The organism is Crinalium epipsammum PCC 9333 (genome assembly GCF_000317495.1).
Taxonomy (GTDB): domain Bacteria; phylum Cyanobacteriota; class Cyanobacteriia; order Cyanobacteriales; family PCC-9333; genus Crinalium; species Crinalium epipsammum.
Window position 1 is genome coordinate 1,896,921 of sequence record NC_019753.1, and the last position, 25,574, is coordinate 1,922,494.

The following is a 25,574-nucleotide window of genomic DNA, read 5'->3' on the forward strand; positions in this document are numbered from 1 at the left end:
CGCTCAACACAATATTTAACTTTTCAAAAAGTTTTGACTTAATTTAGTAATAAATTTGGTAGCCTAAATAGGCACGATTAATATTGATAAAATTTAATCTACTGATTGATAATTAAGGAGGCATATAATTGACACTCCGCGCCTCAAGTCGGACGCGGATTCTTAAGAGATAAAAATCCTTAAGGGGTTAGCCAAAAACCCGCTACACACTCGCTCAAAATTGAGTCTGTGCTTACTTTTAACTAAAATATTGGCACTGCCATTTATATCTGCTGAAACAAGGTGTTTATCCCTTGTTTGATACAATCCCCGCTTAATTCTTTTCCCAGAAAATCTATGTTTGCTAGGATTGTCAGCATTGTAGACTGGTATTTCGTCTCGATCAAAAAAGCTTGCCTTAGAGGAATAAGATTCTTCTTGCTCAAGGTATTCAATTCCGTATCGGTAACACAAAGCAATGAGCTTTTGCCTCAGTTGCCAAAAAGGAATCTGAACAAAATTCTGATTGTTAGAACGCCCAATATTAATAACATGCTTGATTCCTGGGTTATACCCAACAATCAATTTTCCTATATTATGTTTGAGGCAATGATTAATAATTGTCCGAGCAGCTTTGTTCAAATAATCTCTGACGCAATTGCTACGCCATTGATAGAGTCGAGCTTGTTTATTCGTAAAACTCTTAATCCCTTGCTTGTCCGATTCCGATTGAAGTTGAGCATTGCGTTTGTTATACCACTGATTAATGCTTTTAAGTCGTTTTCCATCAATCAAAAATTGATGCCCCTCAGTGTCAAAACAAGCAGCGAGATTGTCAACTCCCAAATCAATAGACATAGCCAATGAGGAATCAACAGATGTCTCTATCTTTTCATCCTCATATATGTACTCGATTTCAAACCATCGAGCCGAATATTTAGGATGTATTCTTACCTCCTTAATGTTCTTATCTTTCAGTCGCTCAGGGAGTTGGATTTTAACTTCACCATATTCTTGCTTAAACTCTTTAGACATGGGAACATTGAAAGACCCATTCTTGAGTTTAATTCTAGGAATAATCAAAAGGAAATATCCATCTTGGGGCAAATATTTAGGAAGTTGTGGTTTTTGGTCACATCTTCTTATACTAATTGCCTTAAGCAATCCCACAAAAGATCTCATACTTCTATCTACCACTCTCATCGTCTGTTGAGCAATATCAGTATTAAGAAATTGATAGTTCTCATTGGACTTGCAAATATGGTAATTAGATTCGTATGTAAGGTGTTTTCTTTGTGCAAAGAAATACTGCCTACATTCGTACAATGCCACATTAAAAAGATTCTTGCTCAAACGACACAAAGCAGTCAGGGCTTTAAATTCCTGCTTGCTAAGTCGTCTAAGTTGATTCTTTTGAGTGGCGTACATTTCACTTGTGTTCGCAATATATTTATTATATCGCGAAAGCACGCTTATTTGTAAAGCCGTCCTGCTTCGCAGCGCAGGACGGGGTTTCTACCCAGGTTTTTCGATGATTCAAAAAATACTGATCACTGTTGCTGGCTTGGGCAAATGTGAAGAAATGTTAAAAATGTTGATGGAAATCCCATCCATTCAACAAGCAAATGTCACCGTCTTGCACGTTGTTCCTCCTCAAGTTACTGCCGACGCGATGTCTGCCAAATTAGAAGAGGGCGGCAAGATTCTCGCCTCAGCAATTAAAAACTTGAATTTAGATCCTAGCAAAGTCAACGCTAGGCTCAAACAGGGAGATCCTAAAGATACAGTTTGCCAAGTTGCTGATGAAGAAGGCTCTGATTTAATTATTATGGGTTCACGCGGGCTAAAGCGCCTGGAATCAATTTTAGAGAATTCCGTCAGCCAGTATGTATTCCAGTTAACTTCTCGTCCCATGTTGTTAGTCAAAGACGATGTGTACGTCAAAAGGATTAACCGCATCATGGTGCCAATAGATAAATCTAATACCGCTAAAAGCGCCCTTGGGCAAGCACTTTCCTTGCTGCGAGATATTAAAGGAGGGCAACTGGTACTGGTACACATCAACCCTGACAAGAAAAAAGCTCAGGAAATATCAACAAGCAATGCCGAACAAGATCCAGTTTTAGCACCAGCAATAGCAGAAGCAAAAAAACAGGGAGTTGCTTACCGTTGTATTACCAGTAGCGGCAATCCTGCTGAAGAAATCTGTAGATTGGCAGAAGAATCAAACGTTGATTTATTAGTGCTTGGTTCCCCGGAGCGCCGTCCCTCCATTGCTCAGAGCTTACCTGACTTAGATCGTCTACTGGGAAGATCTATATCAGATTATGTCAGGGTTTATGCTAACTGCCCTGTACTGTTAGCACGCACATCCGCGTAAAAGTTGGTGCCTGGTCACTGATAATTGTTAATTAGATCAAAATGCCCCCACCATAGCAATTAAAGCTTTGATGGGGGCGTTTTGTAGTAAATCAAACTATCAAGAATTTTTGTTGCTTTCGCGACTAGCAGTTTGAATGTACAAAATTACTAGGAATAAAGCAGGAACTAGCACAAACAAAAGACTGGCAACAAAGCCTAGATCATTAACTTGCATTTGCCTAATGTCTCTAATTTATTTAACTTTAACACTCACTAGCATATCATTCATTATCCTTTTGAAACTTCTCCTGATAGTTGGAATTTTTATCGCTTGCTGTAGGGGCGAGTAAAAAAGTCTTTGTACTGGAAGGGCTGAGACTTAAAAAGGTTTACGTTCAAGCAGTTACCAGTAAACAGTTATCAGGTGTACGGTGGGGACACTGAACCCAAATTATCCAACTGATGGCTGATAACTTTTATTAAGGCTTGGTTTTTACACTTATAGCCCCATTCACTATAGTTTGACAGGCTAACCTGTAGTTCTCAGGTTTTTTCTTGAGTTTGCTGTTTTCAAACTCAGTGCGAGGCGAAAGATTCTCTAACCCTTCTACAATCTCGACAACGCAGGTGCCACATTGACCGTAGCCACCACAATTCATCAATTTCCCTTTAAACGTATAGAGATCAATACCGTTTTCTAATATTTTCTCCCTTAAGTTGGCTCCATTAGCAACGATTGCTTCTTTATTTTCTTTAACAAATTTGATGCTAGTCATCCCCGTTCCTGCTTTTAATTAGTCTTATTAAGAATTATTAATAATTTTTACATATCTGGCAAAGTTATATTTGCATTTTTCCGTCGATATTTTGCCACCAATGAGCAATAACTGCCAAAAAGCGCAATTTTTGACCGTAAGCAGCAAGTTTTTTTAGCAAATTATTATTAGCTAACGAGTAATAGAAAGAGTATTGGTAGAGAAATTGCTAATAGCGCGTTGCAGAGATGCCAAGCCACGATTGTAGTCGATAATTGCCCGCAGTCGGTTGCCTCTAGCACGAGTTAACTCAGTTTGAGCAGTGATTACATCGGTTTGCGTGCCTACCCCTGCATTAAAGCGCAAACGAGCCAGTTCTAAGCTTTTTGTTGCTTGTTCTAAGGCAACAGAGGCAGTTTGTATATTTTCCCTACTAGAATTTAAGTTGAAAAAACCTTGTTCTACCTGCAAACGGACTTGATTACTGACATCAGCGAAAGACGTTTCTGCGATCGCCTGATTAATTCTCTCCTGTTGCGCTCTAGCTCTTGCCGCCCCACCATCCAAAAAATTCCATGTTACCCTTGCTCCCAAGTTATAACCATCAGCAAAGCCTACATTATCGGTTAACACATCTAAAATATTGTAGTTAGCAAATAAATTTACTTGCGGTCTGATATCAGCTAAAGCAATTCTTTCCTGCTGTTGACTAATATTGCGTCGTGCCAACTGCTGTTCTAACTCGGCGCGATTTTTGAGCGCGAGGACAATACTTTGCTCCAACGAAAGATTCCAAGATCCTGCAACTGCAATGGGATCTGCTGCTGTCACTTCCACCGTAGGAGACAAACTTAATATTTGCACTAATTGACGGCGAGCAAGGCTTTGTTGATTTCTAGCTCTGACTAATTCTTGATTAGCGTTGGCAAGTTCCACTTGCGCCCTGAGAACATCAAATTGAGTACCTAACCCGGCTCTTTCCAACAACTGAGCATCACGGAGACTTCTTTGAGTATCTCTGACAGAAGCTTCAGCAATATTTACTTGTTCATCTGCCTGTTGCAGATCGTAGTAAGCATTGCTGACATCTAAACTCACTTGTTCAGACTGGCGTTGCACATCTAACTGATTGAAACGCACTTGTTCCTCTGCTGCCCTAATCCGTGCCGTGCGTCGCCCTGAGTTTAAAAGATCGTAATTTAGTTGCAATGTACTGTTGAAGGTGTTTGATGCTGTATTTTCGCTACGCAATTGCTCTGGTTGTTGTCTACGGGATAACTCAGAGTTAGCCGAATTGGAGCGAGTCAAGTCTCCTTGCACACCGACAGTAGGAGATCTAGCTGCTAGTGCTTCTCTTACAGCCGCTTGACTACGCTCTAATGTCAAAACAGTAGTTTGTAATGTCCGGTTATTGCGCCGTGCTAACTCAATTGCTTGTTGTAAAGTAATAGGTTGGACTTGATTAATCCGAACTTCTTCCGGTTTTGTAGGCAATTGCAGACGATTCGGATTGGGATTAAGAAAATCAGGAACCGAGATGCTGCCATTCTGTATTAATGGCTGGTTAATACCTGATGGAATCCTTGGAGGTTGACTTCTAGATGGTGTGTTTGCTTGTGCTACACGCAATTCCCTACTGCTGCCATTCTGTATCAATAGTTGGTTACTATCTGATAAATTTTCTGACGGCATAATTTGGGATGGTATTTGTGCAATACCCAGTTTTGTATTGCTAAGAGTACTAATTGCACCTACACCGAAAGCCAGAAAACTTGTGCCTAGTGCATTTAAAGAATGATTAAGCTTTGACATCCGATTTTTGCTCATATCAAGTTGTATTTTAATCAGAGTGCGTGTAGGGCATGAATGTTAAATTACCATTACCCAATGTCTACAAAAATAGAAGAGAAACGATCAAGTGCAGGATTAATTGTAGTTTTTTCGTGCTAAATAAGCTTTTTTCAAATTTTCAAAGTTTTTTATATTTTTTTAGGACGCAGGTTAAAATACCTAAGTGCTATGTTCTATACAACTGTTAATCAACTCTTCTATTCCACTAATAGGAAAGATCCTTATTTCTAATTGATTGGCGAGTTCTGCAACTGTCATATCATCTAAAAATTTAGCTTCATCATGTTTGAGCATTACAGAAGGAAGTAAAATAGCATCCCCTAAATCTTTTCCTTGCAACTTCTGTAGTAAATCTTGACCTGTCAACAAGCCAGTAACCGTGATATCTCTCCCCCAATAATCGCTATTTAATGCTGCGAGATTTACTTCTAAACCTTCAACCTGATTTAATTGTTGAACAAGCGGTTGAAATGCTTTTTCTACTGCGTTACCGACTACCCAAGTAAATCTTCTGGGTGGGGAAACTTGTGAAGGTAACTTGGCTTTAGCTGTTTCCTGAAATTCTTGGAGGAAACGACGAATAGAACCAACACCGTTACCTAATTGGGGATAATCTTCGTAATGAGAGGTAGGCGGTAACTCAAGACCAGCTATTAAAAACCACTCATCAGCAATCCAGGCAAAAGTTGTACCAAAAGATTTGCGGAATTTATTTTGCAGAGAAGTCACTTGATTGATCACTTCTGCGGCTTTTTCTGGCGTTACTGGCGTTAGTTCATCGGCTTCGGGACGAAAACGGGTTAAACCAACGGGAACAACTGCTACAGAAGCAACTGCTGGGACTTCACCTTTGTAAAATGATGCTAAATCTAACAAAGTTCGCTCTAAGTGATCACCATCATTAATCCCAGGACAGACAACTACTTGAGCATGAATTTGTAAACGTCGCTTTTGAAACCAGCGCAACTGATCTAAAATTTGCCCTGCGCGAGTATTTTTGAGTAGACGACTGCGTATTTCGGCTTCTGTAGCATGAACAGATACATATAAGGGAGACAGTCGCATCTGTTCAATTCTGTCCCATTCCTTTTTAGTAAGATTAGTTAAGGTAAGATAACTACCGTAAAGAAAGCTGAGGCGGTAATCATCATCTTTGTAGTATAAAGATTGCCGTTTCCCAGGCGGTTGCTGGTCAATAAAACAGAAAGGGCAACGGTTATTACATTGAATTAGACCGTCAAATAAGGCTGTTTCAAACTCTAAGCCTAAATCTTCGTCATAGTCTTTTTCAATTTCAATTTCATGGGTTTTACCAGCCGTGTCGATTACTTCCAATTCTAAGACTTCATCGGCGCAGAAGAATTGATAATCGATCAAGTCGCGGGGATGTTGACCGTTAATAGAAACGATGCGATCGCCTACTTCAAATCCTACCTCAGCAGCAATCGTGTTGGGAATAACTTTTGTAATTAATGCGGGACGAATTGAAACTTCACTCATTGCGGCTAATCAGGGATGAGGCTATATCCATCTTTATTTTAAGCCTGACTCAGCCTGGATCTGACTTTTCATGGGAAGTCATATTTATTAAACTCGTCGCATTTCTTGTGCAGTAATACCTGACGCGGTACCGTTGGCGTATTTGCTGTATTGCGGAATGTAGAAATCTGGGGACTGTTTGATTGATGCAACAGACTCACGCACACTCATTGCTGTCCACCATTGTTGCAGGCGATCGCACTCAGATGGTAGGAAAAAATCACGATAATGCTCAAGCACACACCAACGCTCAAACCAAGGATACAACGATAGATCAACCAAGCTGAAAGATTTACCGAACCAATAACTGCCATCGGTAGATAACTTACTTATACCTTCTTGTTCCATGAACAATAGATGATTTTTTAACTCTTGCGCCCAGTGCTGTTGTTGGGCAATATCTTGGTTTAGCAATATTTTATAAAATGCGGGCAACAATTTATTGTTAAAAAAATCGATCCAAATCCGTGCGATCGCTCTTTGTCCTGGTATTGTTGGCATTAATGGCGGTTCAGGGAATACTTCATCAAGATACTCATTAATAATTGAGGATTCCCATATACAATCATTGCCATGTTTAATTACTGGCACTTTGCTATATGGTGAAATATTCTTGAACCAATCTGGCTTATTGTTTAAATCAATTTCGATAACTTTAAAATTTATACCCTTTTCTAGCAATGCTAACCTGGTGCGATGAGCGTAAGGGCAAGCGGCGGCACTGTAAATTTCAATTTCAGCCATATTAAAACTTACTTAATTTGTTGGTACTTATAAATTGATGCTAAACCAAGACTAGATAAAGTATCACAGGCTAACTTGCTATCTTAAACACCAATAAAGGGGGATTTCAGATGAATTTTTTTGATAAATTGAATGGTGCGATCGCACGTAACCAAAGCCTACTATTTGTAGGGCTTGATCCCAATGTAGAGATGCTGCCGAGTCGCTATTACCCCCCAGGAGACATAGACAGCATCACTAATATTTTGTGGGACTGGCTGCAAGTCATCATCTCCCAAACGGCTGATCAAGTGTGTGCTTATAAACCTACCCTTGGCTTTTATCAAGCATTGGGAATTCATGGATTAGAACTATTACAACTTACCTTAGCTGCTATTCCTGCCGACATTCCGATTATTTTAGATGCCAAACACAGCGACATTAATACCAGTACTATCTTTGCTAAAACTGTATTTGAACAATGGCAAGTTGATGCAATTACTGTTAGTCCTTATGCAGGGCAAGATCATGTAGCACCATTCTTAGTTTATCCCGACAAAGCAGTATTTGTTCTTTGCCGTACATCTAACCCCGCAGCAATAGCTTTACAAGAGTATCCCACAACGGAATCGCCGCTTTATTTGCAAGTAGTAAAAGAAGCAAAAAATTGGGCTACTCCAGAACAATTAGGTTTAGAAGTAGGAACCACATCACCTGAAGTTTTAGCACGTATTCGTGAAGTTGCTCCAGAAAGAGTTATTTTAGCGCGTAGTATTTGGTCAGAAGGCAGCAACCTGAGTAATATTTTGACAGCAGGATTAAACGTAAACGGTGACGGCTTATTAATTCCTGTCCCACAAGATATGTTAGGAAGTGATAATTTATCTGAGCAAATTCAATCTTTAAATCAAGAAATTAATCAAACCCGAAATAAAATTATTGAGGATGCCTCAACCTGTTCTGTATGGTTGCCCAACGTTTGTTTAGTAAATCAACATCCTTATTTAGATTTAATCTTGCAACTTTATGATATTGGTTGCATTATGTTTGGCGAATTTGTTCAAGCATCTGGGGCAACATTCCCATATTACATAGATTTGCGTAAAATTATTTCTAATCCTCAAATTTTTCATCAGATTTTAAATGCTTATGCCGATGTCCTCAAAGATTTAAAATTTGACAGAATTGCAGGTATTCCATACGGTTCTTTACCTACTGCAACTGGTTTATCCTTGCGATTAAATCGCCCAATGATTTTCCCTCGTAAAGAAGTAAAAGCTCATGGAAGTCGGCGGGTAATTGAGGGTAATTTCGAGCCAGGGGAAACAGTTGTTGTAGTCGATGACATTTTGATTAGTGGTAAAAGTGCAATGGAAGGGGCAGAAAAATTAAAATCTGCTGGGTTAAAAGTTAATGACATTGTAGTGTTTATGGATCATGAACAAGGAGTAAAAGACAGATTACGAGCAAATGGTTATCGAGCGATCGCAATTTTAACAATTTCTGAAATTACCCAAACTTTGTACGAAGCAGGACGCATTAATGAAGAGCAATATAGGGCTTTTGATGAAGTGTAGAGTGTACAGACGCTCTTTTTGATTGTTTGCTTGGATGTAAGCGATTTCCAAGATTTCAGAATTACAAATACGTTTTTCATTCGTAGATCCAGCGCATCTCAACAAGCATCTTTAGTCATTCCATCTGTGTTTATCTGTGTGCATCTGTGGTTAATTATCCAAAAGTTGATTTATCCAAGAGGTTTATTGTTAAGTTGTGGAAGGTATAGCGTAAGACAACCATAGGGTAGCTAAAAAAAATAACAACAGATGGCGATCGTGGTATGAGATCCTAGAATTAGTCAACAATGGTGAACTGAATTCTAAACAGCATGGCACAAGATCTGAAATCAACGGTCGTAATCACGGGAGCCTCATCTGGGGTCGGCTTGTACGGTGCCTTAGCACTTGCTAAACGGGGATGGCACGTGGTAATGGGCTGTAGAGATTTAGATAAAGCGCAAAAAGCAGCCGAAACCGTCGGAATACCCCAAGGTAGCTACACCTTGATACATATCGATCTAGGCTCTTTAGATAGCGTTCGACGGTTTGTAGACAATTTTAGGGCGCGTGGTCTATCCCTGGACGCTTTGGTGTGCAATGCCGCAATTTATATGCCCCTTATAAAAGAGCCATTGCGTAGCCCAGAAGGATACGAGTTGACCGTAACCACCAATCACCTCGGTCATTTCTTGCTGTGTAACCTGATGCTGGAGGATCTCAAGAAGTCATCACATCCAGACCGCAGACTTGTAATTTTGGGTACTGTCACCCACAACCCAGATGAATTGGGTGGGAAGATTCCACCACGTCCAGACTTAGGAAATTTTGAAGGTTTTGAAGCCGGATTTCAAGAGCCAATCTCAATGATTGATGGTAAACAGTTTGAACCTGTCAAGGCGTATAAAGATAGCAAAGTTTGCAACGTGCTAACGATGCGGGAATTGCATCGACGCTATCACGAATCAACAGGCATTACCTTCACTTCTCTCTACCCTGGATGTGTTGCAGAAACTCCCCTATTCCGCAACCACTATCCTTTATTTCAGAAAATTTTCCCATTGTTCCAAAAATACATCACTGGTGGATATGTGTCTCAGGAATTGTCAGGTGAGCGGGTTGCCGCAGTAGTTGCCGATCCTGAATACAAGCAATCTGGTGCATATTGGAGTTGGGGAAATCGCCAGAAGAAAGAAGGCAAGTCATTTGTGCAAAAGGTTTCTCCACAAGCTCGCGATGATGAAAAAGCCGAGCGGATGTGGGATCTAAGCGCAAAGCTAGTTAGAGTTTACTAACCAAACCAAACTAAAAGTTAGCACGTTTCTATCGTCAGGCTATAGCTATGTCGAAGGCTATAGCCTTTCTTTGAGAGAATCGCATCTCCACATCAAATTAATGAACTGCTATCCTGAAATTCCCTATTCCGGTTTCCAACTAGGCTTTAGAGCCTATCCTAAAAATAGTTAATGGGAGAAGATATCTGCGTTTATCTGCGTTTATCTGCGGTTAAAATCTCTTAAAAGCACTTTGAAAGATAGGCTCTTAGTGCCAACACAGATCAAAGCTTTAGCTTTAAAATAATCAAAAAACCTTTGCAACTAAGCTTAAAACTGCGGTGACTCAAAACAGCGCCAAGCAAAAAACGCCAACCTGGGCAGGGCGATATAAAGAAAGTTATTACGCTTTGCTAGGATTACATCCTGCTGCTTCGGCGCTGGAAATTCGCCGTGCTTACATCACATTAAGCAAGCGTTATCACCCTGATACCACCGAGTTACCTGCCAAAGTAGCAACTGCTAAATTCCAGCAGCTAAATGAGGCTTATGCTACTCTTAGTAGCCCAGAGCGCCGCCAAGCTTATGATCAAAAGATTGGCTATTCTCGGATTAGTGTTATACAGGCTCCCTCAAACTTAAACCGTTCGGTATCACAAGCCAAGTACTCATCGTCTGCTTATTTAGATCCAACAGATCGCCCCCTCTCTGCTGGAGAACTGTTTGCTTTGTTTATTTTGGGTTTGACATTTTTAGGTTGTATATTGTTAGCGATCGCAATTGGACTTACTAGGGGAGAATCTGCCTTCCAAGTTTCAGGTTTAAATACTAATACCATTACCACACCTAGCGCCCCACAGCAGTTGGTAGCTAAACCTCAAAAAGTCACTAATCGAAAGTTTGAGATCTTCTCAGCACCATCCCCTGTTGATCAACGCAAAAAGTAATCACAAATTATTATGACCCTGCCACCTGCTAATACACCTCTATATAACCATCCCTTACCTGACATTGAGCAATGGCTGAGATCTCAAGGATGTGAACAAGACCGCACCGAATTACACTGCTGGCGAATCGCATTCCCGTCTTGGAAAGCAGAGTTATTTCTCGATATTGAAGAGTTAACTGTGCGTTATCTCAATGCAGGTGAAGGTGGACGCGATATTCAACGCTCTTTCAAATATTCCCTGACTCGTAAGGATATTGAGCAAGCTGTTTTCGCAGGTCCCTAGAGAATCAATTAACAATTATCAATTATCAATAAACTTCTCCAAAAATTAGATATCAGTCCAGTGCACGCCAAGATTTGACGTTAATTTTGGGGAATATTTATTGTTAATTGTGATGCGATCGCACGATTAACTTTGTTCCGACTGTTAGCCCTTAACAGTGGGTGCGATACTTAGAAGATGGAGTTAGCATAACATTTAGTAAGCTATGGAATCAAACTCTTTACCAACCGAGGTAATTTTGACGCACCCACGTCAAACCATTGGTAACATTAAACTAGATTGGACACCACAGCCAGGTAATTATCTCGATATTGAAGGAAAAACCTACGCAATTTTAGAACGTCGCCACCAATATCAACTTAGATCAGGTCGCTATCAGTTACAAAAAATTGCTCTATACGTTCAATCTGCACCCAGACCTACAGAACAAAGTCTTGTAAATGGACACTGGGTACTAGGAGATGCTAATTGTCGCTTCAATGCTCACTCAGAACTACTTCGCTGTGCAGTAAATCCACAAGGTCCGTGCGATCGCTGCCGCTTCTATGAACATTTGTAAATTTTCTTCACAACTCAAAACCTTCTAAAACTTCACCTACAGATAGCCGCATCCCATTAACAAAATCCCAACCCGACTGTATACGTTTACCTGCCATTTGCACTTCCAGCAGCAATAATAGCCCCTCACCCGTTTGAACTATTGGTCCTAACTTCTTAGCAATACTGACCACTTCTCCAGCTTTTCCTGAAACAGAAGACAAAGACAAATTATCCTCTAAAGCCTGTAACTTTGGAGGTAGAGCAGACCCGTAAGCTGCACCTATTGGAGCCGTAGCAGTAATTTTCAGCATTTCGTTCCGAAATTTCGCCACACAGTCTGGATATAATCCCCGAATTTGATTGTGTAAATCTATTGCCTTGTGCGACCAATTGAGATAATAATCTTGCTTTTGAATTAGTGGCGCATAAGTTGCTTGGGCAGAGTCTTGTGGCATTGGTTGAATTTCCTGGCGCTCTAGTTTAACCAAAGTTTCTACTAACAAATCTGCTCCTACAATAGAAAGCGTGAGAGCCAATTGATGAGCATTATCTAGTAGCTGAATCGGTATAGAAGCTTGGAGCAGCATTGAACCAGTATCCATACCAGCATCCATTAGCATTGTCGTGATTCCAGCTTCAGCCTCACCATTAGCAATAGACCTTTGGATGGGAGCAGCACCCCGATACTTAGGCAAAATTGACCCATGAACATTAATGCAGCCTAGGGCAGGCATATCCAAAATCTCTTGAGAAAGAATTTGCCCATAAGCTACAACCACAAAGACATCTGCTTCTAGCTGTTTTAGTTGGTTAAGAGTTTCGGCATCTTTTTTGAGGCGTTGGGGTTGCCAAACTGGAAGTTGTTGAGCTAAGGCTACAGCTTTTACTGGTGAGGGGATCATCTGGTTGCCACGCCCGCGTCGTTTATCAGGCTGAGTAACTACCCCCAAAACGTCAAATTTTGGATGAATTACTAACTTTTCTAAAGTAGACACCGCAAACTGAGGAGTGCCAAAAAAAACTACTTTCATATAAATTTTAAGCTGGAAACCATATAAAACCTAGCATGAGCATACATTTAACCCGTAGCGAGTCAGGCAAAATTATGTAGCAAAGTTGAAGAAAATCAAAAATTTGGTAAACTCTCGTGAAATTTTACCTACGAAGTAACTATAAGGCTACTTAAATTGGTATACATAACATAGAGGACTCTGCACTGGGCCTTGGGCGTTCCTCCTCACACAAGAAGCGCCGTCTCGCAACCTGACCCTACCCCATGTTCAAACGCATACCCCACTTAGGATGGTTCTGCTCCCAACCATACCTTCCTCTCGTAGCAGCAGCACTGTTGATGGCTCCCAGTCAATCAGCACTGGCTGATATTACTATTTTTGCTGAAGACAGTTCATCGAACGTACCCTCTTTTCAGCCTCCTGAGATTTACCCAGAGATCCCCAACGTACTTAATTATGGATTTGGGGTTGCCAATTTAGGAATTGGGATGGTCAATCTCGATCAGGCAGAAATTGGTTTTGGAAAAGAGGTGGCTAAGAACAGCCGCTTAACTAATGAAGTTGATGCTTCTCCTGACGCGGCTCAGGCATCCTTGCAGAGTGATCCCCTTGATAGCCCCCATCCCGTACCTTGGAAGTGGGTGTTAGATACTCACGCTGAAGTTACTGCTAACGGTGGGTCTGGGGTACGCTACTACCGCACCCGCTCTGTAGTTTCTCCTGATGGTGAATATGCTGCTTACAGCCGGATTCAAATTGATGCAGAACCAGAACTGTATCGCAGCCGTGTTAGCAGTGTGATGTTTTTAGAAAATTTGAAAACTGGGGAATTGCAAAAGCTGAGTGCTTCTTCTCCTGTGGTTGAGCATTCGCTTGTCGAGGGTAATCAAAATAGCCCAGGTTCAATTGCGGTTCTGATGCCCGTATCGTGGTCTGCAACAGGATCGCGCTTACTTGCACGGCAGCTTGAAGGTTTGTTTAGCACCTCAGATGCCTCTGATTATGCAGTTGTTTGGGATCGGGAAACAAATACAATCAGCACAGTATCTCCTCAAGAGAGTGAGTACAGTACTGCTGTGTTATTAGGTTGGAGCCAAAGCAATCCAGGTCAAGTTCTATTCCGTGCGGGAAATTTGGGCGATGAACAGTGGCCGCAGTGGGCTGTTGATATGAAGGGTCAAACCGTTGCTGCCAGTGACGACCAACCTGTGTTGGCTGGCAAACTGGTTAAGTTTCTTTGGGCTGGACCTCAAGCTCATTGGTAGTTCGTAAGGTTTTTTCAGCGCCTCTTATCAAGTATGAAAGATCGCTCAGTTTTGGTCTTTCATACTTATTTTTTTTCTCATAGCATCCTAGAGGTGTTATAATATCTATAAATTAGGGTATGTAGCTCAGTGGATAGAGCATCAGGTTCCGGGCTTGATGGTCGGGGGTTCGAGTCCCTCCATACTCGTTTGTTGTCGATTGATAAATTATTTGTCCGTGTTGACAAGTATTTGTCCTTTTTTTAGCTGGGCTTTAACAATGTCTGTTGCTTAGATATTGCACCATCAGCTTGCAATACTTCTATCTTGACAGGTTGCGTACCTGGATTATGAAGAACCTAGCTTATTTTTAAATACTCCGGCGCTATTACCTTTTGCCCCTTTAACTAAAAGTAATTCACCCACAGAGTTATTAACCCAAGTTGCGTCTCAAGTCAACCAAATTGATGATAGCGAACAGTTACAGGGGATTACAGCTTGTACAGAAATATTAGCAGGATTGCGGTTTGAAAATAAGTTAATACGTTCTTTATTTCGGGAGGATATTATGCGCGAATCAACTGTTTACCAAAGTATTCTAGAAGAAGGGAAACAAGCAGGTTTAAGGGAAGGTAGGCAAGAAGGTAGACAAGAAGGTAGACAAGAAGAAGCTTTGAGAATAGTCATGGTTATATTGCGACGTAAATTTGGTGATCTTGAGTCGCGACTAGAAGCTAGAATCAACCAGTTATCTTTGCAACAATTAGAAGAGTTAACGGCAGATGTTTTAGATTTTTCAGAAATTGAAGATTTAGATGCTTGGTTGGGGTATCCCAGAGAGTAATTGAGCAATTTCGGTTCTGAGCAATCATGCGATCGCACATCTCCCATTAATAGTATAAAATTTAGTGCGATCGCTATATACAATCAAACACAAAATTCCCGTAGGGGCGCTGTTGTTATATTAAAAAGCTCTTCTAGTTTTAAACTTATTCGCCAATCTTATCTCTAACCCCTTTAACAATCCGAGACAACTCGCTTTTCTCATCAATAGAAATGCGGCTGGGTGAACCACTAATAATCCCTTCATAGTTGCGGAAAGAATCTTTGATTTCAGGACCCTCTTTACTGATTGTGTATTCACGGATGCCTTTATCGTGCCATGAACCACGCATTTTAAAAACGTTGATCGCACGAGACATTTCTCCTCTAATTTCTACATACTGCAACAAGATAATTGTGTCTGTAATTGTAGAAATATGAGATTCAGTAATAGAATGAGACCCCATAAATTGATTTGTTGTATTAGTGAAAAATCCTGTTATTTCTTCTTGTTTGGCATATCCTGTAATCCCAATTACAAACTGTCTGAAAGCATTGTTGCTAGCACCTCTATCTAAGGCTGAAAGTGAATCAATGGCAATTCTAGAGGGTTGAAATTCAGCAATTTCAGATTTAATAGTTTGCAAATGATCTTCTAATCCTGCTGATTCTGGGTAAGTACAGAGGATTTTTAGTAAGCCTTTCCTTTCTAATTCCTCAAAATTAATTCCCCAAGAAGAAGCATTACGAGATAGTTGAGCGCGTGATTCTTCAAAAGCAAATAGAATAGCACGCTCACCTGACATACAACCTTCTTGTAAAAACTTACTTACAAGTAAGGTTTTACCAGTACCAGTACCGCCTGTTGCTAAAATAATTGAATCTTTGAAAAATCCACCACCGCACATTTCATCTAGGGTTTTAACACCTGAAGATACACGGATATTGGAAGAACGCTGGGTGAGTCGCATAGCTCCCAATGGAAAAATATTAATTCCGTTATTAGTAATCGTAAATGGATACTCACCTTTCATGTGAGTTGTACCACGCAGTTTGAGAATTTCCATCGTCCGACGACGGCGTTCTCCTTCTAATACGTTGCGAACAATTACAACGTTATCTGAAACAAATTCTTCTACTCCATATCGCGCTACTGGTCCATATTCTTCTACGCGCTCAGTTGTCATAATTGTGGTAACGCCTAGTTGTTTGAGCCGAGCAACTAAACGAAAAATTTCGCGCCTCACAACTGAGGCGGCATCATATTGTTGAAATACGGCTGTTACTGAGTCGATAGAAACACGCTTGGCTTTATATTTCTGAATTGCGTACTGAATACGCTCAATTAAGGCAGAAAGGTCAAAATGACCAACAACTTCCTGACCTTCTGGGTCTGGGGAAGCATCAAGCACAAATAGCTTGCCTTCATTAATTAATTTTTGTAAATCCCAGCCAAAGCTGTAAGCGTTTTTAATAATATCGCTAGGAGATTCTTCAAATGTGACAAATATGCCTGGTTCATTAAAGTTGCTGATGCCATTGTAGACAAATTGCACAGCTAACATTGTTTTACCAGTGCCAGAAGTTCCACTGACAATTGTTGCTCTTCCAGCAGGTAAACCGCCATGAGTAATATCATCGAATCCTTCAATCATTGTCCTAATTTTTTGGACTCCGATAGCTGGCTCTTCTGCGGGTTGCGGGGTTGAATTAAGTTTATCCATAACTGAATTTACAAAATTTGAAATTTAATTACAAATTACAATTAATCTCATAGCTAGATCGCTATTCGGCTTACATATACTGTTTGATCATCAAATTGGAGCAGAGCTATAAATCAGCTTCTAATTCACTAATATCTTCGTATAAAAGATCCAATCCGATTAAAACTTTTTCTCTATCTGATAAATCACCAATAATTTTTCTCACGGGTGGGGGTAATATTTTGGCTAAGGTAGGAGTTGCAAGAATTTTATCTTCTTCGGCAAGTTGAGGATTTTTCAAGACATCAATTACTTTGAGAGCATAGACTCCTTTAAATTCATTCTCAAGAATATTTTTTAGTGTTTTCAATGCTCGTTGAGAGTTGGGAGTATTACCAGCAACATAGAGCTTTAAAACATATATTTTATTTAACGGACGCATACATAAGTTTGTTATAATTGCTACAAGTTTGTAAGTATAACTTAAACATTTAGTAGTTAGTTAAACTTTTTTGAGAATTAGACGTTTTCGCTTATTATTGCTTAAATTAAACAATAATATCACCTTGATGACGGTTGATAGCTAGATATTTTACAGTATAACTGCAATGATTGAATGTTTGCAGGTCATAATTCTTTAGGGAGTGAACGCCGATACATTTCACACAAGTGGGAAATTATATCTATTAAGGTGATGCGATAGTCTAACAAAATTTCTTCGCTGCGTCCTTCAATTTTTAGTTGCTGTGAAAATTGTTCCATTAATTCCATGTGGATTTCTACAATTTGGGAAACTGAAAGGTCTGCAAAAAAACCCAGGTTGACAAAATCATCAATTTCCTGATTTAATTTAGGGTCATTATCGAAATAAGTTAAAATAATTTCGCAGTATTTTGATTTGAGGTTGTCTAAAAACAGTGTTTTTTCATTGGGGGATAGATTACGAAAGAAATTTTGAGGACTTCTTTTGTAGTAAACTGCGAGGTATCCAAGTCGCTCTTTAAGTTTTTCAGCTAATCGCCGTCGTTGCTGGATGTCAAAATCAAGATGATCTGGGGTTTCCCGTTTAGGGCTAAATTTAGCACTATCAAGTGAATAATTATTGGGACTCGGTTTCAGAAATTCCGCGATCGCCTGATCGATTAACAGTGTCATCTGATTAAGTTTAGTCGCAGGTAGTACAACTTCTGCTGGGTGGTAAAAGTAGTTGCCTATAGTCATTAATTTTTCATCGACTGATGAATTATTCGTTACTGTTACTGGTGTCTGTAAGTTACCTGTTATCTTTACATCCTGCTGAATAATTACTGCTGGTAGCAGCATTCGTTGTGCGTACAATTGCTTAAGACTGGGCAGCAATTCTTGATCGGCTTCTAATAATAAACAATCTAGTTGATGCTTCTGTTGTTCAACAAAGCCTAAAAATTCAGTGGTAGAATTAATCTCAGTCAGATCATAGCGATCTTTACTCAAGATTTGCTCACATGACTGAGTAAGGAATTCCGAACGTGAGAATATACAAACAGATAGTTGGGCAGACAAAATTTTAGCAGGTCATTGTTTTTAGCTGGCTGTCGGCAGTCATACATCTCTCATAAGAGAGAATATTTATGATCCCTTGTTTAAAAAATTAACATTAATTTAATGATTGTGGCAATTGGAATTAATTGTAATTACATGATATAGGGCGATCGCTGTTTGTAAGTAATAATTAACTTCTCCTCCCTCCTCCCTCCTCCCTCCTCTCCCCCTAAAACAGAAAACGCGCTTTCCCACAACCGCTTAATGTTAATACCAACGCCTAGTTTAAAAGAGTTTCTACAGCCAGCGCGTGTTTGTCTACAGACTGCGCCATTGGATGTGGTGATTGAACTTTTCAGTTCTTGCGAATGCGATCGCATTGTAGTCGTTAATGAACAACAATATCCTGTAGGAGTGGTAAACTTCCGGCGGTTGATGCCTTATGTACTTGGCAACATCAACGAGCAAACGAGAGTATCTACAGCAGTTATTGACGATCAGACAGAGCGGGGCGATCGTTGTAATATATTATTTAATCAAGGAAATTATTTAGGCGATCGCACCAAAGTTAATTTTTTAGAAAAAACTCAGCATCCAGCGGCACAACTTGCTGATTTTAGTAGACTAATTGAACCTGTAGAGATTATAAGTGCTGATAATAGTTGGAATGAATTTTGGCAGCAGCTACAAAACCAAGAAGACTCAGGATTAAATCAGCACTGGGTTATTGTAGATGGCGATGGTTTGTGTATAGGACTTTTGGATAGTTGGCGGCTGTTAAAATATTTAGCACCACTAATCAACAATTCATCTGAGTTTTTCCAAATAAGTACTACATTCAGCAATTCTAGTCAACAGCCGCAGTCAAAAATTATTAATCCCTTGGAACAACTGCTGGAACAACTGCCGTTACCAATGATGTTGCAAACAGGCAGTGGGCAAGTAATTAGCAAAAATACAGCTTGGCGTGAAACTTTATTAGAAGTTGAATCCATCAAAACAACGGAGAATTTTAGTCAAATTAATCAGCAAGATGCGCGGATTTGGGAATTTGTAAAAATCCACTTGAGTAAACAAGTTAGTGGTGAGCAATTTGCTAGTAATTACTTTTCCTATTCTCCTGATCTCTGGCTAGTACTAGCTACCGATGTCACAGAAAAACAACAAGTTGCAAAAGAATTAGTGGCAAAAAATGCTGACTTAGTACAACTAAACCGCTTTAAAGATGAATTTTTAGCTTGTATTAGCCATGAACTAAAAACGCCGTTAACGGCTGTTTTAGGTTTATCTAGTTTGTTGAAAGAGCAGGTACTAGGAGAACTGAATGAACGCCAATTTCGCTATGCTAATTTAATCCATCAAAGCGGAAAACAGTTGATGGTATTAGTAAATGATATATTAGATTTAACTCTGATCGAAACTGGTCAGCTAGAACTGACGTTAGCACCAGTTAATATTGCTACAGTTTGCGATCGCGCATATCTACAAGCAGAGCAACTCCAATCAGTTAAAAATAATCAAGAAAAATCCGATTCCGAAGTCAAATTTACTCTGCAAATTGAACCAGGTTTAGAAATGCTGGTTGCAGACCAATTACGGCTACGCCAAATGCTGTTTCACTTACTCAGTAACGCCCTGAAATTTACCGAGGGAAAAGGTGAAATAGGTTTAAATGTTTGTGCTTGGGAAGGTTGGATTTCTTTGACAGTTTGGGATACTGGCATTGGGATTCCACCAGAAAAGCAGCATTTGATTTTTCATAAATTCCAACAACTAGAAAATCCCCTTACCCGCAGATTTGATGGAACTGGTTTAGGGTTAGTTTTAACTCAACGTTTGGCACGTCTGCACGGTGGAGATATTTCTTTTATTTCAAAATTAGGTCAAGGTAGCCAGTTTACTTTATTACTGCCTCCTCTTCCCCCACAATCTTCGGCTGAATTTTTGATTGAGTATCAAGATAACAGTCAAGTTAGTAGGAGTAACAGCAATCGCTTAGTTTTGATTGTTGAAAATGTGCCGAATTATATTGAGGATTTGAATGAAAAACTCACAAGTTTGGGATATCGGGTGGTAATTGGGCGCTCAGGTACGGAGGCAATTGAAAAAGCTAGAACGTTGCAACCGTGTGCTGTGTTGCTCAATCCAGTGTTACCGATGCTTTCGGGGTGGGATGTTTTAACTTTGTTAAAGTCAGATGAGCAAACTAAGCATATTCCAGTAGTTGTAACTGCTTCTAGAGCAGACAAGGAAACTGCTTTAGAAAATCTTGCTGCTGATTTTTTAAGTATACCAATAGAAACGTCGGCATTAAAGCAAAGTTTAATTGGTTTAAGCCCAGAGAAATCAAGCGATCGCGATTTTATAGTAGTCCTGCACTTAACGTCAGAGTCGCAGACTGAAGATTTAGAACTTAATTTAATTGATAACTTAAATCTTATTAATCATAAGTTAGAACTAAATTACAGAGTTTTAGAAGCTGATGATTTAGAGCAGGCAGAATTAATTGCTCGTGTTTGGCATCCTAACGTTGTATTACTTAATAGTACTGGTTTAAGTGATCCGCTTAGTTATTTGCAACAACTAAGCCAGTATACAAGTATTGCTTCTTTACCTTTAATTACGATAGATCATCAGACAACTGAGGCAGCAAATCAAGTTCCTGGATTGACAGTTTTTCCATGTTTAGCACCAGCAAACAATCATAATACTCCTACGGAGTCGCTACGCGAACAAACTGCTTTATTACGGGTGATTCAAGTCGCCGCAGGGATGGGTTATCAACCAAGCATTGTAGTAGTAGATACGGCAAAATTATCAAATTTGCGTGTAGCTGAAAATCAGGAATTTACTAATAAAAATTCTCTTGAAGGACTACAAGCACTAAATCAATATTTAAAAACAGCAGGCTTTAGAACTATAGTTCCGCCTTCGTGGACAGATGTAGCTCGTCATGTTCACAATCAAAAATTTGATTTACTGTTAATTTCTTTAGCAGACATCGAGCCTGAGCCAGAATTTGTTAATGCGATCGCATCCCTATTACAGCAGCCACAAACACCACCAATTTTAGTCTTAGATAACCGTAAAGGTAAGCAAACCAATCTTTCTAAAACTACTAATTCTTTGGCTAAATTTGAGGCAGTGTTAAGGACAGCAGCTAGTAAAATTATGCGGGTAGATTCTCGGTCAATGACTGAGCTTTTAAAGTTAATCAATCAAACATTAGGACAGAATTGTTAATTGTTAATTGTTAATTGTTGATCAACGCGGATGAGTTGATATGCTCCAGATGAGCCTAAATCTTGGTATTGATTAGGTTTTAATTTTGTTTCTTGGATTAATTCTGGTTGGGCAATAATTAGGGATGAAGGTGAATTAGGCTGATTAGTTGCTTTGGTTCTAATATACTCAATTGCTTCAGTTGGATCGTTAAAATAATTAACTCTTTGGTGTGAATAAAAGACAAGACTAGGCTTTTTAAAACCAATCATAATCAATTCTTCCCCTGGTTTTTCTACCTGATTTGATAGGGCAGCTAATTCTCGCAGGGGTAGTTGACGGGTGTGATCCATCAGAAAATAAGCTGGTGTAATCACAAAAATAATGAATGCTATAAATCCTACTAAATTAATTCCCCATACCAAATGCCAATAGCGTTTTATTAGTACTATTGCTAATCCTACTGCTGTCAATGCCCAAATTATGCCACCACTTACAGGTAAACCTGCTTGCTGTAATAATTCTCTGAGGTTAGGAACTGCTGGATCATAGCCTAAGTAGAGGGGGAGAAAGAAAATTGCACCTGCAATAATTAATAAGAATAAGACATTAAAAACGCCACTCCATAAAAGTGATGAATGTGCTTTTTTATTTGGCTCTTTAACTTCTAATGCTCGATTGATTTGATCGCTCCAGAATAGTGCAACTATGATAGCTGCGGCTGGCATTAAGGGTAGAACATAGCTAGGTAATTTGGTAATAGCGATGGTGAAGAAAGCGAAAATACCAGCAAACCAGAACCAGGCAAATAAACCTAAATGTGTGGCGCGGGGTTGTTGTTGCCATGATTTACGTTGCCAAAATCGTAGCCGCGCGATCGCAACTGGTAAGTAAATCGACCAAGGCGCAAACCCCACAAGTACAACTAGAAAATAAAAATACCAGGGTGCGCGATGACCATTTACTACACCTGTAAAACGTTCTATATTGTGATAGCCAAAAAATGAGTTAATAAAATTTTCACCGTTTGCCAAAAATACTAATACATACCAAGGCATAGTAATTGCTGCAAACAGCAAAAAACCTCGCACTGGTCGCATTTCTTGAATTACTTCTCTAAATTTACCGAGATATAAGAGAAATGTACTAATAATTAGTAGTGGCACTACAATTCCTACTGGTCCTTTAGTCAAAACTGCTAGTGCAACTAATACATAAAAAGCTATATACCAACGTTCTTGTACCTGCGGTTTAGAGTCTTGAGCATATCCTAAGAAAAATGCTAATAATGCTGAACCTGTACATCCACTCAGGAGCATATCTGATACACCTGTACGCCCCCAAGCTATAGTTTCTGGATTTAAAGCAATCATTGCTGCGCCTATCGAAGCAGATAACCATAACTGGCGGGTGATGTGGGGGTCTTTTTTAATAATTGCTGGAGATGCTTCTTGAAACTTTCCAGGGTTAGGAATGCCGAAATAGCGGAGTGTATAGAATCCTAAAACTGTGAGTGCGATCGCAGCAAGTGCAGAAGGTAAGCGCACCGCCCAAGAATTCACGCCAATTAACTTATATGCGATCGCCTGACACCAATAAATTAAAATTGGTTTATCAAAACGAGTCACACCATTAAAATAAGGTGTAATCCAGTTGCCTGTAACTGTGATCTGCCGAGAAGCTTCCGCAAACAGTGGCTCAGTTTCATCAATTAAGCCAGTATTGCCCAGATTCCACAAAAAAGCTATCCAGCTAATTAACAACAACCACAAAATTGATAGCGTCCAAGCTTTGTTTGGTTGCTTGTCCCACAATTCCAGCCAACTTTTAACCTTTAAATTCATGCGACTTCAAACAGATGTAATTTAATTTAACTGGAAATGCGATCGCATGGCGTTGTTGCGATCAGCTAAATGCCACCTCAAATTGGCACGTATCGCATCATCAGGAACAAGCGCACTGATGGCACACTTATTTTTGATGACTCTGACATATTAAAGCAGTTCCCTAAATGTGATTGGTAATTAGGTACTGATGACTAGGGACTGGCAAGATTTGTACTAATTCTACTAACAATTTACAATTGACACTCCCCTCTCCGAAATTCGGGGAGGGGCTGGGAGTGGAGTTCTTTTCAAGGCATAAACTCCAACACTATGCCTACCCTACTATCTTTGCTTTCCCTAGCATTCTGCTTTTGAATATCTGTAGATAAACGCAAATTGCGAGTAATTGCATATCCCGCAGAAAGCGTTGTTAAACCTACTTCCTCACTACTACCTGGAGAAACAAAACTCTGAGTTAAAGAAACATCTGCTGCACCACCACGAGATAAAACTAACAGTACTCTTCCGCCAACATTAACCCCATCTGTAGAATACCTATCAGTTTCTAAATACCGATAACCAACAACAGGTGCAATATTAATATAATTACCCAAAGGCAGCACGTAGTAACGTAAATCTGCACCATAGGCTGTACGTTTACCATTAAATGCAGCCTGATAATCTCCACTAACCGTTAAACCAGAAGTACCAATTAACACATCCTCAACACCCACATTTACCCCCCCTGCTTGTCCTGTAGAAGGAAACTGAGAATAGCCCAATCTCAAGCGAGTTTTAAAGCTAGGATCGTTTTTTATTTCCTCTAAAAGATTTGGTAATTTATTGCGCCAGCGTTGTAAAACAGGGCTATTGTTGATAACTTCAGGGCTTAAATCTAAGTCCTGAGAAGAGTTATTAGGACTTACTGCTGGTTGAGTTTGACTAAAGGCTGGTGTAGTTTTAATAATTATGCTAATACTAGCTGTTAACATCCAGCTAGTAGAATAAATAATTAATTTGCCAAAATTTAATTTCATTGTAAGCAACAATTTTGCAGTTTGATAGCAGTTGGCAACTTTTTTGTAAAGGGCTTACTTTATTGCCTCCGTTTCTGTCGGTGAGATCCCCCTAAATCCCCCTACCCTTCGGGAAGGCTTCGCCTATAAAAAGGGGGACTTTGATGGGATTCTCCCCCCTTTTTAAGGGTGGCAGGGGGGGATCGAAGGATTTGAAAACACGCCCTAGGGGGGATCTAAATTCGTGCGTAATTCCTGAAAAAATGAAAGTGGCTCTGCATCATACAGAACCACTTAAAATGAGGGGAACTACCAACAATTAACGTACTGTGCCTTCCAAGGCAGTCATATCAATTGGCTTCATTAGATATAACCGCAAGAATTGCCAGCCACTAGAAACGTAGTGAGGCAGTTTTTGGAAGAATTGCAGGAATTTGGGAGTATTAGAATTTGCGATCGCACTCAGCTTTTCATTATTTTTCACGCAAACATCTAGGCGATTATAAAATTCTGGATTCTCTACATCCAAAATTACAGGGAATACCCGTCCAGCAGTTTCGTTAGTCTTCTTAATCACGTGCATATCATAATCACGCGCATTCAGACCAAGAATTGCATAAAAATCTGCACGCTGAATATCGTTAAGATACATCGTCACAAATACCGATAACAGGAAGAAACGACTCCACAACTTCGCTCTCCAATCATTCAGTGTATTTGGTTGCGCCCGCATGATTGCGTCGAAGAAGTCACCGTGACGGTTTTCGTCCTGACACCAGTTTTCAAAGAACCGGAAAATTGGATAAACCCGATCTTCTGGATTTGCTTCTAAGTGACGAAAAATAGTGATGTAGCGCCAGTAACCAATCTTCTCAGACAGGTAAGTAGCGTAGAAGATAAACTTCGGCTTAAAGAAAGTGTAACTTTTACTCTTAGTCAGAAATCCTAAATCTAACGATAAGCTGAAGTCTGACAGTGCTTTATTAAGGAAACCTGCATGACGCGCTTCATCACGAGCCATCAGGTTAAAGCATTCTGCCAAAACTGGGCTTTTATCTTTTAAACGGCGACCTAGTTCTTTGTATAGCAAAAAGCCAGAAAATTCAGCCGTACAGGAACGCTCTAAAAACTCAATGAACAGGCGGCGAGTTTCTCCATCAATATGTTCCCAGGATTGTTCAAACTCGGCATCCCGTACAAAGTGATGACGGTTGTAATCAATGCGAAACTCTTCTAGAATCGCCTTCAACTCGTCCTCATTAGGCGAGATGTCCATCTTCGCCATTTCTTCAAAGTCGGTAGTGTAGAACCGAGGGGTCAGAATGGTGTCCTTCGCGGGAACTTTGATTCCTGGTCTTAACTCTTCAAATGCAGGTTTTTTAAGGGAATCTACCATA

General features: G+C 39.9%; 22 protein-coding genes and 1 tRNA gene. 10 read left to right on the forward strand and 13 right to left on the reverse strand.

Annotated elements, in window-relative coordinates:
* Positions 1–162: 162 nt before the first annotated feature.
* Positions 163–1,407: an RNA-guided endonuclease InsQ/TnpB family protein gene (locus tag CRI9333_RS08030; RefSeq protein ID WP_015202666.1), complete on the reverse strand. Its 1,245-nt coding sequence runs from the start codon at positions 1,405–1,407 to the stop codon at positions 163–165.
* Between the two features lie 103 nt (positions 1,408–1,510).
* Between CRI9333_RS08030 and CRI9333_RS08035 the strand changes: the two genes are divergently transcribed.
* A complete protein-coding gene (locus tag CRI9333_RS08035) occupies positions 1,511–2,359 on the forward strand; it encodes a universal stress protein (RefSeq protein ID WP_015202667.1) in 849 nt (282 codons plus the stop codon).
* Positions 2,360–2,458: 99 nt separating this feature from the next.
* On the opposite strand, the gene psbM is transcribed toward CRI9333_RS08035, so the two are convergent.
* The 5 genes from psbM to CRI9333_RS08060 all read right to left on the reverse strand — a co-directional run bounded on the left by psbM (position 2,459) and on the right by CRI9333_RS08060 (position 7,229).
* The gene (psbM, locus tag CRI9333_RS08040) at positions 2,459–2,575 is read right to left on the reverse strand and encodes a photosystem II reaction center protein PsbM (RefSeq protein ID WP_015202668.1); all 117 of its coding nucleotides are present in this window, start codon (positions 2,573–2,575) and stop codon (positions 2,459–2,461) included.
* 244 nt (positions 2,576–2,819) lie between these two features.
* Positions 2,820–3,116, reverse strand: a complete 297-nt coding sequence (locus CRI9333_RS08045; RefSeq protein WP_015202669.1) for a 2Fe-2S iron-sulfur cluster-binding protein — start codon at positions 3,114–3,116, stop codon at positions 2,820–2,822.
* Between the two features lie 171 nt (positions 3,117–3,287).
* Positions 3,288–4,922 carry a TolC family protein gene (locus CRI9333_RS08050; protein ID WP_157462290.1) on the reverse strand — a complete coding sequence of 545 codons (1,635 nt, stop codon included), beginning with the start codon at positions 4,920–4,922 and terminating at the stop codon, positions 3,288–3,290.
* Between the two features lie 183 nt (positions 4,923–5,105).
* Positions 5,106–6,446: a TIGR03279 family radical SAM protein gene (locus tag CRI9333_RS08055; protein WP_015202671.1), complete on the reverse strand. Its 1,341-nt coding sequence runs from the start codon at positions 6,444–6,446 to the stop codon at positions 5,106–5,108.
* 87 nt (positions 6,447–6,533) lie between these two features.
* On the reverse strand, positions 6,534–7,229 hold the full coding sequence (locus CRI9333_RS08060) for a glutathione S-transferase family protein (protein WP_015202672.1): 696 nt from the start codon (positions 7,227–7,229) through the stop codon (positions 6,534–6,536).
* A 110-nt stretch (positions 7,230–7,339) separates the two neighbouring features.
* Between CRI9333_RS08060 and CRI9333_RS08065 the strand changes: the two genes are divergently transcribed.
* The 5 genes from CRI9333_RS08065 to CRI9333_RS08085 all read left to right on the forward strand — a co-directional run bounded on the left by CRI9333_RS08065 (position 7,340) and on the right by CRI9333_RS08085 (position 11,829).
* Entirely contained in the window at positions 7,340–8,785 is a 1,446-nt protein-coding gene (locus tag CRI9333_RS08065) for a bifunctional orotidine-5'-phosphate decarboxylase/orotate phosphoribosyltransferase (RefSeq protein ID WP_015202673.1), read from the forward strand.
* Between the two features lie 311 nt (positions 8,786–9,096).
* Complete coding sequence (locus CRI9333_RS08070; protein ID WP_015202674.1) at positions 9,097–10,059, forward strand: protochlorophyllide reductase; 963 nt, start codon at positions 9,097–9,099, stop codon at positions 10,057–10,059.
* A 320-nt stretch (positions 10,060–10,379) separates the two neighbouring features.
* Complete coding sequence (locus tag CRI9333_RS08075) at positions 10,380–10,985, forward strand: J domain-containing protein (protein ID WP_015202675.1); 606 nt, start codon at positions 10,380–10,382, stop codon at positions 10,983–10,985.
* Positions 10,986–10,997: 12 nt separating this feature from the next.
* Complete coding sequence (locus CRI9333_RS08080; protein ID WP_015202676.1) at positions 10,998–11,270, forward strand: DUF3143 domain-containing protein; 273 nt, start codon at positions 10,998–11,000, stop codon at positions 11,268–11,270.
* A gap of 205 nt (positions 11,271–11,475) precedes the next feature.
* A complete protein-coding gene (locus CRI9333_RS08085) occupies positions 11,476–11,829 on the forward strand; it encodes a DUF6464 family protein (protein ID WP_015202677.1) in 354 nt (117 codons plus the stop codon).
* Between the two features lie 7 nt (positions 11,830–11,836).
* On the opposite strand, the gene fmt is transcribed toward CRI9333_RS08085, so the two are convergent.
* A complete protein-coding gene (gene fmt / locus CRI9333_RS08090) occupies positions 11,837–12,841 on the reverse strand; it encodes a methionyl-tRNA formyltransferase (RefSeq protein ID WP_015202678.1) in 1,005 nt (334 codons plus the stop codon).
* A 320-nt stretch (positions 12,842–13,161) separates the two neighbouring features.
* Here fmt and CRI9333_RS08095 point away from each other — a divergent pair, with 320 nt between their 5' ends.
* The 3 genes from CRI9333_RS08095 to CRI9333_RS08105 all read left to right on the forward strand — a co-directional run bounded on the left by CRI9333_RS08095 (position 13,162) and on the right by CRI9333_RS08105 (position 14,911).
* A complete protein-coding gene (locus tag CRI9333_RS08095) occupies positions 13,162–14,088 on the forward strand; it encodes a hypothetical protein (protein WP_015202679.1) in 927 nt (308 codons plus the stop codon).
* A 115-nt stretch (positions 14,089–14,203) separates the two neighbouring features.
* Positions 14,204–14,276, forward strand: a tRNA-Arg gene (locus CRI9333_RS08100).
* A 359-nt stretch (positions 14,277–14,635) separates the two neighbouring features.
* Positions 14,636–14,911 carry a DUF4351 domain-containing protein gene (locus tag CRI9333_RS08105; protein ID WP_157462291.1) on the forward strand — a complete coding sequence of 92 codons (276 nt, stop codon included), beginning with the start codon at positions 14,636–14,638 and terminating at the stop codon, positions 14,909–14,911.
* Positions 14,912–15,056: 145 nt separating this feature from the next.
* On the opposite strand, the gene kaiC is transcribed toward CRI9333_RS08105, so the two are convergent.
* The 3 genes from kaiC to CRI9333_RS08120 form a co-directional block, all read right to left on the reverse strand.
* Positions 15,057–16,613, reverse strand: coding sequence for a circadian clock protein KaiC (gene kaiC / locus CRI9333_RS08110; RefSeq protein ID WP_015202680.1), 1,557 nt, complete (start codon positions 16,611–16,613; stop codon positions 15,057–15,059).
* 106 nt (positions 16,614–16,719) lie between these two features.
* Positions 16,720–17,034, reverse strand: a complete 315-nt coding sequence (kaiB, locus tag CRI9333_RS08115) for a circadian clock protein KaiB (RefSeq protein WP_015202681.1) — start codon at positions 17,032–17,034, stop codon at positions 16,720–16,722.
* 185 nt (positions 17,035–17,219) lie between these two features.
* Entirely contained in the window at positions 17,220–18,134 is a 915-nt protein-coding gene (locus CRI9333_RS08120) for a circadian clock protein KaiA (RefSeq protein ID WP_015202682.1), read from the reverse strand.
* 243 nt (positions 18,135–18,377) lie between these two features.
* Between CRI9333_RS08120 and CRI9333_RS08125 the strand changes: the two genes are divergently transcribed.
* Entirely contained in the window at positions 18,378–21,356 is a 2,979-nt protein-coding gene (locus CRI9333_RS08125) for an ATP-binding response regulator (RefSeq protein WP_015202683.1), read from the forward strand.
* Here the strand turns inward: CRI9333_RS08125 and CRI9333_RS08130 are convergent.
* The 3 genes from CRI9333_RS08130 to acsF all read right to left on the reverse strand — a co-directional run bounded on the left by CRI9333_RS08130 (position 21,353) and on the right by acsF (position 25,573).
* Entirely contained in the window at positions 21,353–23,179 is a 1,827-nt protein-coding gene (locus CRI9333_RS08130; protein WP_015202684.1) for an ArnT family glycosyltransferase, read from the reverse strand. The two genes, CRI9333_RS08125 and CRI9333_RS08130, sit on opposite strands and share 4 nt — an antisense overlap.
* A 290-nt stretch (positions 23,180–23,469) precedes the next feature.
* Entirely contained in the window at positions 23,470–24,198 is a 729-nt protein-coding gene (locus CRI9333_RS08135; protein ID WP_015202685.1) for a hypothetical protein, read from the reverse strand.
* A 298-nt stretch (positions 24,199–24,496) separates the two neighbouring features.
* The gene (gene acsF / locus CRI9333_RS08140) at positions 24,497–25,573 is read right to left on the reverse strand and encodes a magnesium-protoporphyrin IX monomethyl ester (oxidative) cyclase (protein WP_015202686.1); all 1,077 of its coding nucleotides are present in this window, start codon (positions 25,571–25,573) and stop codon (positions 24,497–24,499) included.
* Position 25,574 lies beyond the last annotated feature (1 nt).